11 protein-coding genes are annotated in these 14517 nt (G+C 68.1%); 5 read left to right on the top strand and 6 right to left on the bottom strand.

Annotated elements, in window-relative coordinates; all coding sequences use genetic code 11:
• The first annotated feature begins 59 nt into the window (after nt 1-59).
• A complete protein-coding gene (locus AC56DV_RS01125; protein ID WP_496312473.1) occupies nt 60-962 on the top strand; it encodes a LysR family transcriptional regulator in 903 nt (300 codons plus the stop codon).
• On the opposite strand, the gene AC56DV_RS01130 is transcribed toward AC56DV_RS01125, so the two are convergent.
• The 3 genes from AC56DV_RS01130 to AC56DV_RS01140 all read right to left on the bottom strand — a co-directional run bounded on the left by AC56DV_RS01130 (nt 959) and on the right by AC56DV_RS01140 (nt 4154).
• Nucleotides 959-2539 (bottom strand): methyl-accepting chemotaxis protein, encoded by a 1581-nt coding sequence (locus AC56DV_RS01130; RefSeq protein ID WP_496312474.1) that lies wholly within the window; start codon nt 2537-2539, stop codon nt 959-961. The two genes, AC56DV_RS01125 and AC56DV_RS01130, sit on opposite strands and share 4 nt — an antisense overlap.
• A 124-nt stretch (nt 2540-2663) precedes the next feature.
• Complete coding sequence (locus AC56DV_RS01135; protein WP_496312475.1) at nt 2664-3038, bottom strand: DUF4148 domain-containing protein; 375 nt, start codon at nt 3036-3038, stop codon at nt 2664-2666.
• A gap of 117 nt (nt 3039-3155) precedes the next feature.
• The gene (locus tag AC56DV_RS01140; RefSeq protein WP_496312476.1) at nt 3156-4154 is read right to left on the bottom strand and encodes an aldo/keto reductase; all 999 of its coding nucleotides are present in this window, start codon (nt 4152-4154) and stop codon (nt 3156-3158) included.
• 96 nt (nt 4155-4250) lie between these two features.
• Between AC56DV_RS01140 and AC56DV_RS01145 the strand changes: the two genes are divergently transcribed.
• Both AC56DV_RS01145 and AC56DV_RS01150 read left to right on the top strand, forming a co-directional pair.
• The gene (locus AC56DV_RS01145; protein WP_496312477.1) at nt 4251-5153 is read left to right on the top strand and encodes a LysR family transcriptional regulator; all 903 of its coding nucleotides are present in this window, start codon (nt 4251-4253) and stop codon (nt 5151-5153) included.
• 36 nt (nt 5154-5189) lie between these two features.
• On the top strand, nt 5190-6956 hold the full coding sequence (locus tag AC56DV_RS01150; protein ID WP_496312478.1) for a M20/M25/M40 family metallo-hydrolase: 1767 nt from the start codon (nt 5190-5192) through the stop codon (nt 6954-6956).
• A gap of 94 nt (nt 6957-7050) precedes the next feature.
• Here the strand turns inward: AC56DV_RS01150 and AC56DV_RS01155 are convergent, their stop codons facing one another.
• The 3 genes from AC56DV_RS01155 to nudC form a co-directional block, all read right to left on the bottom strand.
• Nucleotides 7051-8460 (bottom strand): thioredoxin family protein, encoded by a 1410-nt coding sequence (locus AC56DV_RS01155; RefSeq protein ID WP_496312479.1) that lies wholly within the window; start codon nt 8458-8460, stop codon nt 7051-7053.
• 5 nt (nt 8461-8465) lie between these two features.
• Nucleotides 8466-9035, bottom strand: a complete 570-nt coding sequence (gene folE / locus AC56DV_RS01160; RefSeq protein WP_496312480.1) for a GTP cyclohydrolase I FolE — start codon at nt 9033-9035, stop codon at nt 8466-8468.
• A 66-nt stretch (nt 9036-9101) separates the two neighbouring features.
• Nucleotides 9102-9941, bottom strand: a complete 840-nt coding sequence (gene nudC / locus AC56DV_RS01165; RefSeq protein WP_496312481.1) for an NAD(+) diphosphatase — start codon at nt 9939-9941, stop codon at nt 9102-9104.
• 192 nt (nt 9942-10133) lie between these two features.
• Here nudC and AC56DV_RS01170 point away from each other — a divergent pair, with 192 nt between their 5' ends.
• Nucleotides 10134-12833, top strand: a complete 2700-nt coding sequence (locus AC56DV_RS01170; protein ID WP_496312482.1) for an O-linked N-acetylglucosamine transferase family protein — start codon at nt 10134-10136, stop codon at nt 12831-12833.
• Between the two features lie 3 nt (nt 12834-12836).
• A complete protein-coding gene (locus AC56DV_RS01175; protein ID WP_496312483.1) occupies nt 12837-14513 on the top strand; it encodes a hypothetical protein in 1677 nt (558 codons plus the stop codon).
• The last annotated feature ends 4 nt before the right edge of the window (nt 14514-14517 follow it).

A 14517-nucleotide genomic window follows, 5' to 3' on the forward strand; every position in this document is an offset into this window, starting at 1 on the left:
CGATGCAGTATTTCGAAATCGTGGACAATCGGGTGTGGAACCCAACAACAGGAGCGGACATGGACCGGCTGGATGCGCTGAAAGTGTTTTGCACGGTGGTGGAAACCGGAGGCTTCAGCCGCACGGCCGACAAGCTGGGCATCTCCACCTCCTCCGTCACCAACCAGATCGCCGCGCTGGAGGCGCACTTCGGCGTCAAGCTGCTGAACCGCACCACGCGCAGCATGTCGCTCACCGGCGAGGGCCGGCAATGCCACGCCTATGCGCTGCGCCTGCTGGGCGAGATGGGCGAGCTGGAAGACAGCCTGCAGGAATCGGCGCAGCAGCCGCGCGGCGTGCTGCGGGTGGACATGCCAGGCATCCTGGCGCGGCTTTACGTGGCGCCGGCGCTGCCGCGTTTTATGGAACGCTACCCGGACATTACCCTGAAGATGACTGCCGGCGACCGCATGATCGACATGGTGGAGGAAGGCGTGGACGTGCTGCTGCGCATCGGCGAGCTGCCGGATTCGCAGCTGGTGGCGCGCACGCTGTGCCGCACGCAGTACATCACGTGCGCCTCGCCGGCCTTCATCGCGCGCCACGGCGTGCCGCAGGCGCCGGAGCAGCTGGGCGATTTCCCCTGTCTGAATTTCCTGTACCCGAAGTCACGCCAGGTGCGCGCGTGGCGCTTCCAGCATGAGGGCGAGGCGTTCAGTTTCACGCCGCAGGGCAAGCTGGCGATGGACCACGTGGAAGCGCTGACCGCAGCAGCGGTGGCCGGCGCCGGCATCGTGCAGCACATGTCGGTATCGCTGCGGGAGCCGCTGCGCAGCGGCGCGCTGGTGCCGCTGCTGCAGGACTGGCAGGCGGCGGGGCCGGACGTCTCCGTGCTGTATCAGCAGAAGCACCAGCGCGCCGCCAAGGTGAAGGCCTTTGTGGACTTCGTGGCCGAGCTGTTCGGGCCTGAAGCTCCGCCTTAGCGTATCAGCGCCACGCCGGTTTCGTGCGCATGCAAACGGAAGCGGCACACCAGCGACGCCAGGTTGGCCGCCTGCTCCTGCATGGCGCCCGCCGCCGCCGCTGCCTGCTCCACCAGCGCCGCGTTCTGCTGCGTGACCGAATCCATCTCGGTGATGGCCTGGTTCACGTGGCCGATGCCGGTGCTTTGCTCGCCGGTGGCGGCCGTGATGGCGCCCATGATGTGGGTGACCTTGGCCACGCTGCCCACCACTTCGTCCATGGTGGCGCCGGCCTTGGCCACCAGCGCGCTGCCGGCCTCGATGCTGCCCACCGAATCGTTGATCAGTTCCTTGATCTCCTTGGCCGCCGAGGCGGAGCGCTGCGCCAGGTTGCGCACTTCGCTCGCCACCACCGCGAAGCCGCGTCCCTGCTCGCCCGCGCGCGCCGCTTCCACCGCCGCGTTCAAGGCCAGGATATTGGTCTGGAAGGCGATGCCGTCGATCACGCTGATGATGTCCACGATGCGGGTGGCCGAGTGGTTGATGGTGTCCATGGTCTGCACCACCTGCGACACCACCGTGCCGCCCTGCTGCGCCACCTGCGAGGCGGCCTTGGCCAGCTTGTTGGCCTCGGCCGCGTTGTCGGCGTTGTGGCTGACGGTGGTGGTGAGCTGCTCCATCGAGGCGGCGGTTTCCTCCAGCGAGCTGGCCTGCGACTCGGTGCGGGCCGACAGGTCCATATTGCCGCTGGCGATTTCGGACGAGGCGGTGGCGATGGTGTCGGCGCTGCGGCGGATCTCGCCGATGGTGGCAGCCAGGCTGGCCTGCATCGCCTTCATGCCATGCAGCACGCTGCTGGTGTCGCGCGGGCTGGTGTGCACGGTGCCGCTTAGGTCGCCACCCGCGATGCGCGAGGCCACTTCGGCCGCGTACTCCGGCTCGCCGCCGATGGTGTGGCGCAGGCTGCGGTTGATGTAGCTGACGATGGCGGCCAGCAGCGCGCACACCAGCAGCAGCACGCCGCCGGACTTGAGCAGGCCGGCCTGGAAGGCGTCGTCGATGTCGTCCGTGTAGACGCCGGTGATCAGGGTCCATTCCCACGGCTTGTACGCGATGACGTGGCTGAGCTTGGGCGAGGCTTCCTTGGCGCCGGGCCGCGGCCACCAGTATTTGACGAAGCCGGCGCCGGCCGGGCTGTTGGCCACGGCCACGATGTCGCGGTACAGATAGGTGCCCTTGGGGTCCCTGAAGTCCATCATGTTCTTGCCGTCGTTTTCCGGCTTGATGGGATGCATGACCGTGACGCCGGCATTGCTGGTGATGGAAAGATAGCCATCTTTGCCATAGCGCATGCTCTTGATGACGGCCATGGCCTGTTTCTGGGCTTCTTCCTTGCTCATGGCGCCGGACTGGGCCTTGTCGCCGTACATTTTCAGCACGCTGATGCCGAGGTCGTCGAGGTTGGCCAGGTCGGCCATGCGCTCTTCGATGCGCACGTTGCGCAGGTGGATGGCGTCGTACAGGAAGACGGCGGTGATGCAGAAGAGACTGCAGATCAAGGGGATCCACAGTTTCTGGCGGAAGGAAAGATTGGTCACTGCTGTCTCCACGGAATGTTCTTGTAAGTCAAGAATACTCCGAATGGAGGTAGGAAAACCACTTAATCGAAGCGCGACCCCGGCCTCGCGGGCCGGGGTGTTGCGCAAATCAAACCACGCCTCTTTATTGAGCAGCGGCGCTGCGTTTTGCCGAGGCCGTCAGAGTGGCGGCGGGACGCTGCACGCGGGCGTCGAAGAACGATGGGTAGTTCACTTCGTTGATGTCCAGCTCGCCGTTCGCGCGGGCGGCGATCACGTCCGCCTTCACTTGTTCACGGGTCAGCGTGGAAGCGGTGGCGGCCAGCGGCGGGTAGTTCACCTCGGTCAGCTCCAGTTCGCCGGCGTTGCGGGCGCGGATGACTTCGGCTTTCACCGCTTCGCGGCTCACTTCGGCTTTCTGCGCCGCCAGGCTGGGGAAGTTCAGGTTGGCTGGTTCGGCGAAAGCGGCGCCGGCAGCGAAGATCAGGGATACGGAAGCGATGATTTGTTTGGCATTCATGATGTTCTCCTAGAGAGGTGAATTGCGTTTCGATGGAGTCATCTTATGATTTAATTTGACGATAAAAAAGCGCAATTATCGGTTCAAAATCATCCGCTTTTCCGATGCTTTCCCATTTCAGGCTTTTTCGCTGTCCAGGTGGGCATAGGCGTACTCGCCGTAGCGCTTGCCGGCCACCGCTTCCGGCGGCACGGCCGAGGCCAGCGCGGCCAGGTCGGCTGCGGACAAGGCCAGCGTATTGGCGCCCAGCGCTTCCTGCAGGCGCTGGCGGCTGCGGGCGCCCACCAGCGGCACGATGTCCGCGCCCTGCGCCAGCACCCAGGCGATGGCCACCTGCGCCACCGACGCGTCCAGCCCGGCAGCGATGGCGCGCACGCGCTCCACCAGCGCCAGGTTGCGGTGCAGGTTGTCGCCCTGGAAGCGCGGGCTGGCCAGGTTGCGGAAGTCCTGCTCGCCAGCGCGCTGCGCGCTCCAGTGGCCGCTGATCAGGCCGCGCGACAGCACGCCGTAAGCCGTGATGCCGATGCCCAGCTCGCGGCAGGTCTGCAGGATGCCGTTCTCGATGCCGCGCGAGATCATCGAATATTCGATCTGCAGGTCCGCAATCGGGTGCACGGCGTGCGCGCGGCGCAAGGTTTCCGGGCCCACCTCGGACAGGCCGATGTGCTTCACATGGCCGGCCTTCACCAGGTCGGCGATGGCGCCGACGGTGTCCTCGATGGGCACCTTGTGGTCCAGCCGGGCCGGGCGGTAAATATCGATGTGGCCGATGCCCAGCCGCTGCAGCGAATAGGCGGCCGAAGTCTTCACGGCGGCCGGGCTGTTGTCGATGCCGAGCCAGTTGCCGGCGGGGTCGCGCTGGGCGCCGAACTTCACGCTCACCAGAGCCGCGTCGCGGTTGCGCCCTGCCAGCGCCTCGCGCAGCAGCAGCTCGTTGTGGCCCATGGCGTAGAAGTCACCGGTGTCGAGCAGGGTGACGCCGGCGTCCAGCGCGGCGTGGATGGTGGCGATGCTTTCGGCGCGGTCGGCCGGGCCGTACAGGTCGGACATGCCCATCAGGCCGAGGCCGATTTGCGCGGCGAGAGGGCCGGTGCTGCCGAGTTTGCGTTGTTGCATGGTGTTCTCCGGTAAGTTGAGTGCAGCCATTGTGCTATTCTCGGATTGACTAATAAATATCGAGATCCGTACAACTTTATTCGGCCGGGATTAACAATGGACCAGTTCCGCACCATGCAGATCTTCAAGGCCGTGGCCGACAGCAAAAGCTTCACGCAGGCCGCCGAGCAGCTGGATTTGCCGCGCCCCACGGTCACCAACGCGGTGCAGGCCATCGAGCAACAGCTCGGCGTGCGGCTGCTGCAGCGCACCACGCGCAAGGTGAGCCTGACGGTGGAAGGCGCGATCTACCTGGAGCGCTGCAGCACGCTGCTGAACGAGCTGGAAGACCTGAACGGGCTGTTCCTGGCCGACGGACGCAAACCCAGCGGCACCATCCGGGTGGACCTGCCGGAGCGGGTGGCGCACCGCACCGTGATTCCCGCCCTGCCCGCCTTCCTGGCGCAATACCCGGACATCGACGTGCGGCTGGCCTCGAACGACCGGCTGGCCGACCTGGTGGGCGAAGGGATCGACTGCGCCGTGCGCGGCGGCGTGCTGCGCGACTCCAGCCTGATCGCCAGGCCGCTGGGACAGATGGAACAGATCAACGTGGCCGCGCCGGCCTACCTGGCGGCCCACGGCAGGCCGCAGACGCCGGCCGACCTGGGTCGGCACCTGGCCGTGAATTATTTTTCCAGCTACACCGGGCGCGACCTGCCGTGGGAATACCTCGGCGCGGACGGCCGGCCGCACACGGTGACGATGCGCAGCCGGATCTCGGTGAGCAGCTCGGAAGCCTACCTGGGCGCCTGCCGCGCAGGGCTGGGGCTGATCCAGATGCCGCGCGCCGGGCTGGAACAACTGCTGGCGGCGGGCGAACTGGAGGAAGTGCTGCCCGGCTGGCGGCCTGCGCCGATGCCGGTGTCCATCGTCTACTCGCACAACCGGCATTTGTCACCCCGCGTGCGCGTATTCGTGGACTGGTTGTCGAATGTGATGCAACTGGCCCGGATATGACACAATGCTGGAATTAAGTTTTCCGCAACTGTTCCGATGAAAAAAATGTCCAGCCTGGCGCTCGCGCTATTGTGCGGCACGGCTGCCGCAGCGGCAGCCCGCGCCGCCGCGCCGCCGCCTGCGCCAGCGTCAGCATCTGCGCCGGCTACCGCCCCGGCCCCGGCGCCGCCCCCGGCTGCGGCGGCCGCCGCGCACAAGATCGACGGCGCCCGCCTGCTGCAGCACATCAAGGCGCTGGCCTCGGACGAGTTCGAGGGGCGCGCCCCGGCCACGCGGGGCGAGGCCGTCACCCTCGCCTATCTGCAGGACGAGTTCAAAAAGCTCGGCCTGGCGCCCGGCAACCCGGACGGCAGCTATCTGCAGAAAGTGCCGCTGGTGTACGTGCAGCCGTCGCCCACGCTGGTCTACACGGCCGCCGGCAAGCCGGTGCCGCTGAACTTCCCGGCCGACTACGTGGCCTGGACCCCGCGCGTGGAACGCAAGGTGAACCTGGCCAATTCCGAGCTGGTGTTCGTCGGCTACGGCGTGCAGGCGCCGGAGTACAAATGGGACGACTACAAGGGCATGGACCTGCGCGGCAAGACGCTGCTCATGCTGATCAACGACCCGCCGCTGCCGGACCCGAAACGGCCGTCGCGGCTGGACCCGGCGCAGTTCGGCGGCGCGGTCACCAGCTATTACGGCCGCTGGAGCTACAAGTTCGAAACCGCCGCGCGGCTGGGCGCGGCCGGCGCGCTGATCGTGCACGAAACGCGGCAGGCCGGCTACCCCTACGACGTGGTGCGCAACAGCTGGGGCCGCGGCAGCTACGGCCTGAAGTACAGCAAGGGCGAGCACCCCGGCTACCCCGGCGTGGCCGGCTGGCTGCAGCTGGACCGCGCGCGGGAACTGCTGCGCGCCGCCGGGCAGGACTTCGACGCGCTGAAGAAAGCCGCGCTGTCGCGCGACTTCCGGCCGGTGCCGCTGGGCGCCAGCGTGACCGCCAGCGTGGCCAACGCGTGGAACGAGATGCCGTCCAATAACGTGGTGGCGAAGATCGAGGGGTCCGATCCCAAGCTGAAGGACGAGGTGGTGGTCTACAGCGCGCACTGGGACCATTTCGGCATCGACGAATCGCTGCCCGGACCGCGCACCAAGCAGATTTTCCACGGCGCGCAGGACAACGCGTCCGGCGTGGCGGCACTGCTGGAAATGGCGCGCGCGTTCAAGGCGCTGCCGCAGGCGCCCAGGCGCAGCGTGCTGTTCCTGCTCACCACGGGCGAGGAGCGGGGCTTGCTGGGCGCGCAGTACTACGCGCGGTATCCGCTCTATCCGGCCGCGAAGACCGTGCTCAACATCAACGTGGACGGCCTGAACCTGTGGGGCAAAACGCGCGACGTCGAGCTCACCGGCCACGGCAAGTCGACGGCCGACGAGCTGGTTGTGGCGGTGGCCAAGTCGCAAGGGCGGGTGGTGCGGCCGGAAGGCAATCCCGAGATGGGCGCCTTCTACCGCGGCGACCAGCTGGAGTTCGCCAAGATCGGGGTGCCGGTGGTGTACACGCACGGCGGGCGCGAGTTCATCGGCAAGCCGCCCGGCTACGCCGCCGGCACGCTGGACGCCTACACCGCGCACGACTACCACAAGGTCACGGACGTGGTGCATCCCAACTGGGACCTGAGCGGCGCGGTGCAGGACATCGAACTGCTGTTCCAGGTCGGCCTGCGCGCCGCGCAGGATGCCGCCACGCCGCAATGGAAGTCCGGCGCCGAATTCCGCGCCGCGCGCGACCCCGCCCCCGCTCCCGCTCCCGCCGCCAAATAACACGCGCACGAAGAAGCAGCCTGAGCCGCATTCGGGGTCTGACGGGGACGCCGAGTCCCCGAATGCGGCTCAGGCTGCTTAGTTTGGAGGCGGTCTAGAGGTTGGCGGTGAGCAGGCGCTGCAGGGCGCCGGCGTGGGGGCCGGGGACGGTGAGCATGGCCAGCTTGCCGGCCAGCCGCTGCAGTTGCGTGCGGTTGCGCTGCTGGTAGGCGTCGCTGGCAGCGGAGATGTCGCGCGCGATCTCTTGCGCGCCCGCTTCGATGCGCGGCTGGTCTTGCGGCGTCATGTCGATCACGCTGACCAGGTAGGTGGCGCCCCATTGCAGCCGGGTGGCGCTGCCCACGGACGCGTTCCAGGCCCGCTCGTACCAGTCCAGCGTGGCCGGGATGTCGCCCCGCCGGCGCGCCGCCGCAGCCAGGCTGAGCATGAAGTAGTAGGGCGAGTGGGAGCCGGCCAGCTCGGCTTGCAGCAGGGCCTCGGCTTCGTCGCCGAAACCGGCGTCGTTCAGGGCGCTCACGGCGGTGTTGACCAGCGTGTGGCGCGCGTAGGGGTCGCGCACTTCGGCCAGCGCGGCGGCCACGGTGCTGCGCACCAGCTCGGCCACCCCGTCGCCGGGGCCGCCCAGGCGCACCAGGCGCATCTGCAGCCGCACCGCCGTCAGGCGGTCGGCCAGCGAGAGCCAGCTGTCGGCGGCGAATTCGCGCGCGGCCTTGTCCAGCGCCTGCACCAGCTCGGCCTGCCGCGCGCCGGACCATTTGATCAGGTTCACCCCGCTGTTGACCAGGATGTCCATGTTGGCGCGCGCCAGGCGCGTGTCGCCGAACACGCGCAGCAGGCGGTCGGCGGCGGCGGCGATGACGGCGGCGGCCTGCGCGGCGCTGGCCGAGGCGTTGCCGGCCGGCGCGTCGCCGGCGATGCGGCCGGCAGCGGCCACTTGCGCGTGCAGGTGCAGCCGCGCCGCCGCGTCGGCGCAGGCGTCGACCGGCGGGCAGGCCGCTGCCAGCCGGGCCAGCACGGCAGGCTGCTCGGCGGCCGGCAACAGCTGGCCTTCGTCGGTGTCCCAGGAATACAGGCTCAGCAGTGCCCACTCCTGGTCCGCCAGCGGCCGCGTGTTGCCCAGCGCGGCCTGCAGCGATTCGGCGGCGGTGTGGCCGGCGTTCAGGGCCAGGTCCAGCGCGTCGAGGAACAGTTCGCCGTCCAGCTCGCACGGCAGGCGGGTGATTTCGCGGCCGTCGGCGCTGTACAGCACCAGGGTCGGGTAGCTGCGCAGCTTGTACTGCGCGGCCAGCGCCTGCGCGCCGGGGGCGTCGCCGTCCAGCCAGAACGGCAGCAGGCCGCGCATGCGCTGCGCGAAGGCGGGCTGGCTGAAGATGTCAGCCTTGACCCGGTTGCACGGCGGGCACCAGCCGGCGCCCCAGTACAGGAACAAGGGACGGCCGACCGAGGCCGCCAGTCCGAAGGCGGCACCCAGATCGCCGCTTTGCCATTCGATCGCGGTCGCCATGATGTTCAGGGCTCGCGGGCCAGGGCCAGGAATTCGGTGCGCAGCGCCAGGTTGGGCTGCAGCTCGCCCAGCATGGACGAGGTGATGGTCTCCTCGCCCGGGGTGCGGATGCCGCGGCTTTCCATGCACAGGTGGCGGCAGCGCACCACCACGCCCACCGCTTTCGGCTCCAGCGCGTCCATCAGCGCGTTGGCGATCTGCTGCGTCATGCGCTCCTGCACCTGCAGGCGCTTGGAGAAGCAGTCGACCAGCCGGGTCAGCTTGGACAGGCCGACGATTTTGCCGTTAGGCACGTAACCGATGGTGGCCTTGCCGAAGAACGGCGCCAGGTGGTGCTCGCAATGGCTGTAGACGGGGATGCCGCGCACCACGATCAGCTCGTTGTACTGTTCGGCGCCGTCCTCGAACACCTTGAGCAGCTCGACCGGGTCCTGGGCGTAGCCGGAAGTCCAGTGCTTCCACGCCTTCGATACGCGGTGCGGGGTTTCGTGCAGGCCGGGACGGTCGGGGTCTTCGCCCAGGCTTTCCAGCAGGCGGCGCCAGTCGTTTTCCGAAAATGCTGCTTCTTTAGTCATGATGTAGCCATAAAAATTGCGATTGGCGTCAGTATATAGAAAATGCGGACCGCGCATCGGCGGGCGCTAGCGCCGCGGCGGCCGGTGCGCGTTCACCAGCTCGGCGGCAATCGAGATGGTGTGGGCGAAATCGGGCCAGGCGTCGGCGGCGCCGAACCAGCGCGCGTCGGCGATTTCGGCCGGATCGGTGCGGATCTCGCCGTCCAGGTAGTCGGCGGTGTAGGCCAGCATCAGCGAATGCGGGAAGGGCCAGGACTGGCTGCCGAAGTAGCGCAGGTTGTGCACCCGCAGGCCCACTTCCTCGTACACCTCGCGGTGCACCGCCTCCTCGGCCGATTCGCCGGCCTCCAGGAAGCCGGCCAGCGCCGTGTAGCGCCCGGCCGGGGCGTTGGCGTGCTGCGCCAGCAGCACCGAGCCGCCGCGCCGTATCAGCACCATCATGGCGGGCGAGATGCGCGGGTAGGCGCTCATGCCGCAGGCCGGGCACTGGAAGCAGCGCTCGCCCGGCAACTGCCGCATGGGCGTGGCGCAGGCGCCGCAGTAGCGGTGGGTGCGGGCCCATTCGGCCAGCTGCACGGCGCGCCCGGCCACGCCGAGGAAGCCGTCCGGCACGGCGCCGAACAAGGCGCGCAGGCCGATGAAGGCGTGGCCGGGCGGCAACGGAAAATCCGCGCCGGCGGCGGCGTGCAGCGCCTGGCAGTAGCGCGCGCCCCACAGGCCCAGCGGCTGCGCCGGCGCCGGCGCGGGTGGCAACGCGGACAAGAAAGCGGCCAGCAGCGCCGGCTCGGGCAGGCTGAAATCGGCTTCGCGCAGCAGGATCTTGTCGCCCCGGCACACAAAAGTCCAAGGCTCGGACTGGCCGTGCGGGGCCAGCAGCGGGGAAAAATCGGCGGGTGTGTGCAGCATGTTCGGGCGGTCCGGTAACGGCGTCCGGCCGATGATACACGCACCGCCGCGCCACGGTTAAACAACAGTGGGAAAACACCTGCTTTCTTATTGCTTAAGCGGCGCGCCATCTGCGGTATAGTGGCCGAATTATGGGGCGGGCCCGCCCCGCTTTTGGTTTAGAATAGTTGCCTCTAGAAAATTAATTCCACGATGATGACAACAACGCAGGAGACCAGCGCGGCGGCGCTGCTTGCCCAGCTGGAAGACTACCTGGCGCGCCAGGCGCTGGACGAAGCTTATGAACTGTCGGCGCGCCTGGCCATGGCCGGCGCCCTGCCCATCGTGCAGCTGTTCACCATGGCGGCGGCGGAAACCGAACAGGGCCGCTCCTCGCGCTCGGTGGCCCTGTTCCGCACCTGGCTGGAACACACCGAGTCGCCGGCCGCCTACGCGGTGCTGTACAACATGGCGGTGACCTTGTCTGGGCTGGGCGACGACACCGCCGCCGAGGACGCCTACCGGCGCGCCATCCTGCTCAACCCGCGCTTCATCGAGGCGCACATGAACCTGGGCACCCTGCTGGAGCGGCGCGGCCTGCAGGCCGACGCCCTGAGCATGTGGAACGTGGTGACCGCGCTGGCCAGCGCCGACGTGCCGGCCGACCGGCCGTTCCGGATCCAGGCGCTGAACAACCTGGGCCGCGTGCTGGAAATGCGCAAGGACTTGCCGCTGGCCGAACAGATGCTGATGCAAAGCCTGGCGCTGGACCCGCAGCAGCCCAAGGTGCTGACCCACGTGATCCACCTGCGCCAGAAGCAGTGCAGCTGGCCGATCTACGCGCCGATCGCCGGCATCACCCACGCCGAGATGGTGGAGACCACCTCCGCGCTGGCCATGCTGAGCGCTTCGGACGACCCGCAGGAACAGCTGGGCGCGGCGCAGCGCTTCGTGGCCGAGAAGGTGATGCCGCCGGCCGAGCCGATGGCGCCGGCCGAGGGCTACGCGCACCACCGCATCCGCATCGGCTACCTGTCGTCCGACCTGTGCTCGCACGCGGTGGCCATCCTGACGGCCGAGCTGTACGAGCTGCACGACCGCCAGCACTTCGAGGTATACGCCTTCTCCTGGACCAAGGAAGACAACTCGCCGCTGCGCGCGCGCGTGGTCAAGGCCATGGACCACTACATCCGCATCGACACCATGACGGACGAGGAGGCTGCGCAGTGCATCCGCGCGCACGAGATCGACTTGCTGATCGACCTGCACGGCCTGACCCTGGGCACCCGTCCCAACATCCTGTCCTACCGTCCGGCGCCGGTGCAGCTGACCTACCTGGGCTTCCCCGGCACCACCGCCCTGCCCTGCATCGACTACGTGATCGCCGACCGCTTCGTGCTGCCGGAAACGCTGGCGCCGTTCATGAGCGAGCGGCCGCTGTACCTGCCCGAGTGCTTCCAGATCAACGACCGCCAGCGCGCCATCGGCCCGCGCCCGCAGCGCGCCGAGCTCGGCCTGCCGGACGACGCCTTCGTGTTCTGTTCGTTCAACAACAATTTCAAGATCACCGAGCCGGTGTTCGCGGCCTGGATGCGCATCCTGCAGCGCACCCCGGGCAGCGTGCTGTGGCTGGTGTCCGACCATGACGTGGTGCGCCAGAACCTGCGCGCCAGCGCGGCCCGCCTGGGCGTGGCGCCCGAGCGCCTGCACTTCGCCGAGCGGGCCATGCCGGCCGCCTACCTGGCGCGCTACGGCGTGGCCGACCTGTTCCTGGACACGCTGCCGTTCAACGCCGGCACCACCGCCAGCGACGCGCTGTGGGCCGGCCTGCCGCTGCTGACCTGCTCCGGCAACACCTTCTGCGCGCGCATGGCCGGCAGCCTGCTGCACGCGATCGGCCTGCCCGAGCTGATTACCCATTCCCTGCAGGAATACGAAGACCTGGCGGTGGCGCTGGCGCAGCAGCCCGCGCGCATCGCCGCCATGAAACAGCATCTGCAAACGCACCGCGACAGCTCCATCCTGTTCGACAGCCCGCGCTTCGTGCGCCAACTGGAAACCGCGCTGCGCTCGGTGGTCAAGACGCCCGCCCTGCCAGCCCCCACGCCCTCCGTTCCGAAAGAAAAGACCATGATATTGCCGGCCCAAACCCCGATTGAACATCCAGAACGCGTGATCAACTTCATGGTGCGCACCGTGTGGGGCCTGACCGACCCGGCCCGCTTCTACCAGCTGATGGAAGAGGCCAAGTCGCTGTGCGTGCCGGGCACCTATCTGGGCGACAATATCTTCACCTGGGGCAAGAGCAATTCGCCGTTCTCGGACGAGAACTTCGTGCGCGCCTGGGAATCGAACACCCAGAACGACGCCGACCGCGCCATCGCCTGGCGGCGCTACATCCTGGCCTGCTCGGCCTACCATTGCGCGCAGGTGGAGGGCGACTTCGTCGAGTGCGGCGTGTACCGCGGCACCGGCATCAAGACCGTGATCGACTACTTCGGCAAGGACAACTTCGACAAGACCTTCTGGGGCTACGACACCTACGACTACAACCCGGTCGAGCACCACACCTTCGCCGGCCAGGAAGAAGGCATGTTCGACGAGATCCAGGCGCGCTTCGCCGGCTACGATAACGTGCGCCTGGTCAAAGGCCTGCTGCCGCAGTCGCTGGAAGGCAATTCGCCGGACAAGATCGCCATGCTGCACATCGACCTGAACAGCGCCGAGTTCGAAATCGCCGTGCTCGACGCGCTGTTCGACCGCGTCACCCCGGGCGGCATGGTGATCCTGGACGACTACGAGTGGTCCGGCCAGTACCGCCTGCAAAAGATCGCCGAGGACGCCTGGTTCGAAGCCCGCAAGTACCGCGTGTTCCCGCTGCCGACCGGGCAGGGCCTGGTAATCAAACGCTGATCCATGGCGCACATCCTGCTCGTCATGTCGTCGTACGACGTGGCTGCCGCCGCCGACATCGCGGCCACCCTGGGCGACGACTACAGCACCTGGTATTTCGACCCCACGCTGCTCGACACCATGGCCGCCGGCCCGCTGCGGCGGGCCGAACTGGTGCTGCCGGATTCCCTGCCCGACTACCCCGCCATCGAAGCGGAGGCGCACGCGCTGGCCGCCGCGCTGGAACGCGCGCTGATGGAGGAGATGGCGCCCATGCTGGGCGACGTGTCGCTGCGCGGCTGGCAGGCGCTGAACCTGTACTATTTCTTCATCAGCTACCTGTGGTATAGCCAGCTGTGGGACGCGCTGCAGGCGCGCTGCGCCGGCCACACGCTGTACCTGCCGGTAAACGACAACCCGGCCTGCTTCTACTGGCCGTCGTTCCTGCCGGCGCAGCTGCTGATGGAGCGCCTGCCGGGCTGGGGCGTGGCCTTCCACGCCACCCACTACGGCGGCCGCGCCGACGAATCGGACGTGATCCCGGACCTGCAGGACAAGTCCGAGCGCTACGACGTGCTGACCCACCTGCCGACCTGCTTCTACGACGCGCCCTACTTCGCGGCCGAGATCAAGGCGGCCGGCAAGCGCAGCATCAATATCGAGCCGAAGTACTGGGGCGTGCCGCTGCAGCCGGACCGCCAGCTGAAGATGCTGCGCATCGACCACGGCCGGCTGGCCACGCTGGGCCTGGTGTCCATGGCGCCGCACGGCGAGCGCCTGCTGCACAGCCTGCACAAGCTGCTCACGCCCTACCTGGGCAGCCACGAATACCGCGCGCGCCAGGCGCTGCAGCTGGCCAAGCTGTACCAGTCGCAGCTGGTCATGCTGCAGCTGCTGGAACGTTATTTCGGTCCCGACCGGCCGGGCCGGATGCTGCTGTCGGACCACGACGCCGGCTTCCACGGCCCCTTGCTCAGCTATGCGCAGCGCCACGGCATCCCGGTGCTGCAGCTGCCGCACGCCAAGGTCAGCATCAGCAGCGCCTTCCAGTCCGACCAGCTGACCGCGCTGACCCACCCGATGCAGGGCTTGCCCATGCTGCGCGGCGACGGCCGCCAGTTGCGCCGGCATGCGCTGGCCTATCCGGAAACCTGCAGCGGCGACAGTTCCACCCGGCCGCTGCGCCGCGTGGGCCTGCTGCTGAGCGGGATTTCACTGAACGGGGTGCTCAGCACGCGCCCGGCCGCCTACCTGGCCGGCATTGCGGCCATCGCCGGCTGGTGCCGCGCGCACGGCATCGAGCTGAGCATCCGCAACCGTCCCGGCCAGACCTTGCTGCACCTGATCGAGGAGCAGGCCGGCATTCCGCGCGCGGTGCAGCAGGCCGGCATCGCCGGCACGCTGGCGCAGTTTGTACAGGGGATGGATTTGTGCCTGATGTACGACGCGCCGACCAGCGCCGCCATCGAGTGCCTGCGGCACCAGGTGCCGGTGTTGAACCCGCTGCCGGAACCGCTCAGCCAGGCTGAAACGCTGTGGGCCGACGCGCGCCTGATGCCGCGCGACGACTTGAGCGGCACGCTGGCGCGGCTGGACCTGTTCCGGCTGGACGAGGACGCGTTCAACCAGTTCCGCCGCCGCCAGTTCGCCGACTACCTGGCGGCCGGCGCGGAAGCGCACGCGCTGCGGCGCTTCCTGTAAGCCG

This window comes from Massilia sp. BGA-UO-ETr-WB1 (assembly GCF_059567845.1).

Coding starts and splice junctions, on each gene's coding strand:
- AC56DV_RS01135 (WP_496312475.1), bottom strand. CDS start 3,038: ATGAATGCCAAACAAATCATCGCTTCCGTATCCCTGATCTTCGCTGCC.
- AC56DV_RS01170 (WP_496312482.1), top strand. CDS start 10,134: ATGATGACAACAACGCAGGAGACCAGCGCGGCGGCGCTGCTTGCCCAG.
- AC56DV_RS01145 (WP_496312477.1), top strand. CDS start 4,251: ATGGACCAGTTCCGCACCATGCAGATCTTCAAGGCCGTGGCCGACAGC.
- AC56DV_RS01125 (WP_496312473.1), top strand. CDS start 60: ATGGACCGGCTGGATGCGCTGAAAGTGTTTTGCACGGTGGTGGAAACC.
- AC56DV_RS01155 (WP_496312479.1), bottom strand. CDS start 8,460: ATGGCGACCGCGATCGAATGGCAAAGCGGCGATCTGGGTGCCGCCTTC.
- AC56DV_RS01175 (WP_496312483.1), top strand. CDS start 12,837: ATGGCGCACATCCTGCTCGTCATGTCGTCGTACGACGTGGCTGCCGCC.
- folE (WP_496312480.1), bottom strand. CDS start 9,035: ATGACTAAAGAAGCAGCATTTTCGGAAAACGACTGGCGCCGCCTGCTG.
- nudC (WP_496312481.1), bottom strand. CDS start 9,941: ATGCTGCACACACCCGCCGATTTTTCCCCGCTGCTGGCCCCGCACGGC.
- AC56DV_RS01150 (WP_496312478.1), top strand. CDS start 5,190: ATGAAAAAAATGTCCAGCCTGGCGCTCGCGCTATTGTGCGGCACGGCT.
- AC56DV_RS01140 (WP_496312476.1), bottom strand. CDS start 4,154: ATGCAACAACGCAAACTCGGCAGCACCGGCCCTCTCGCCGCGCAAATC.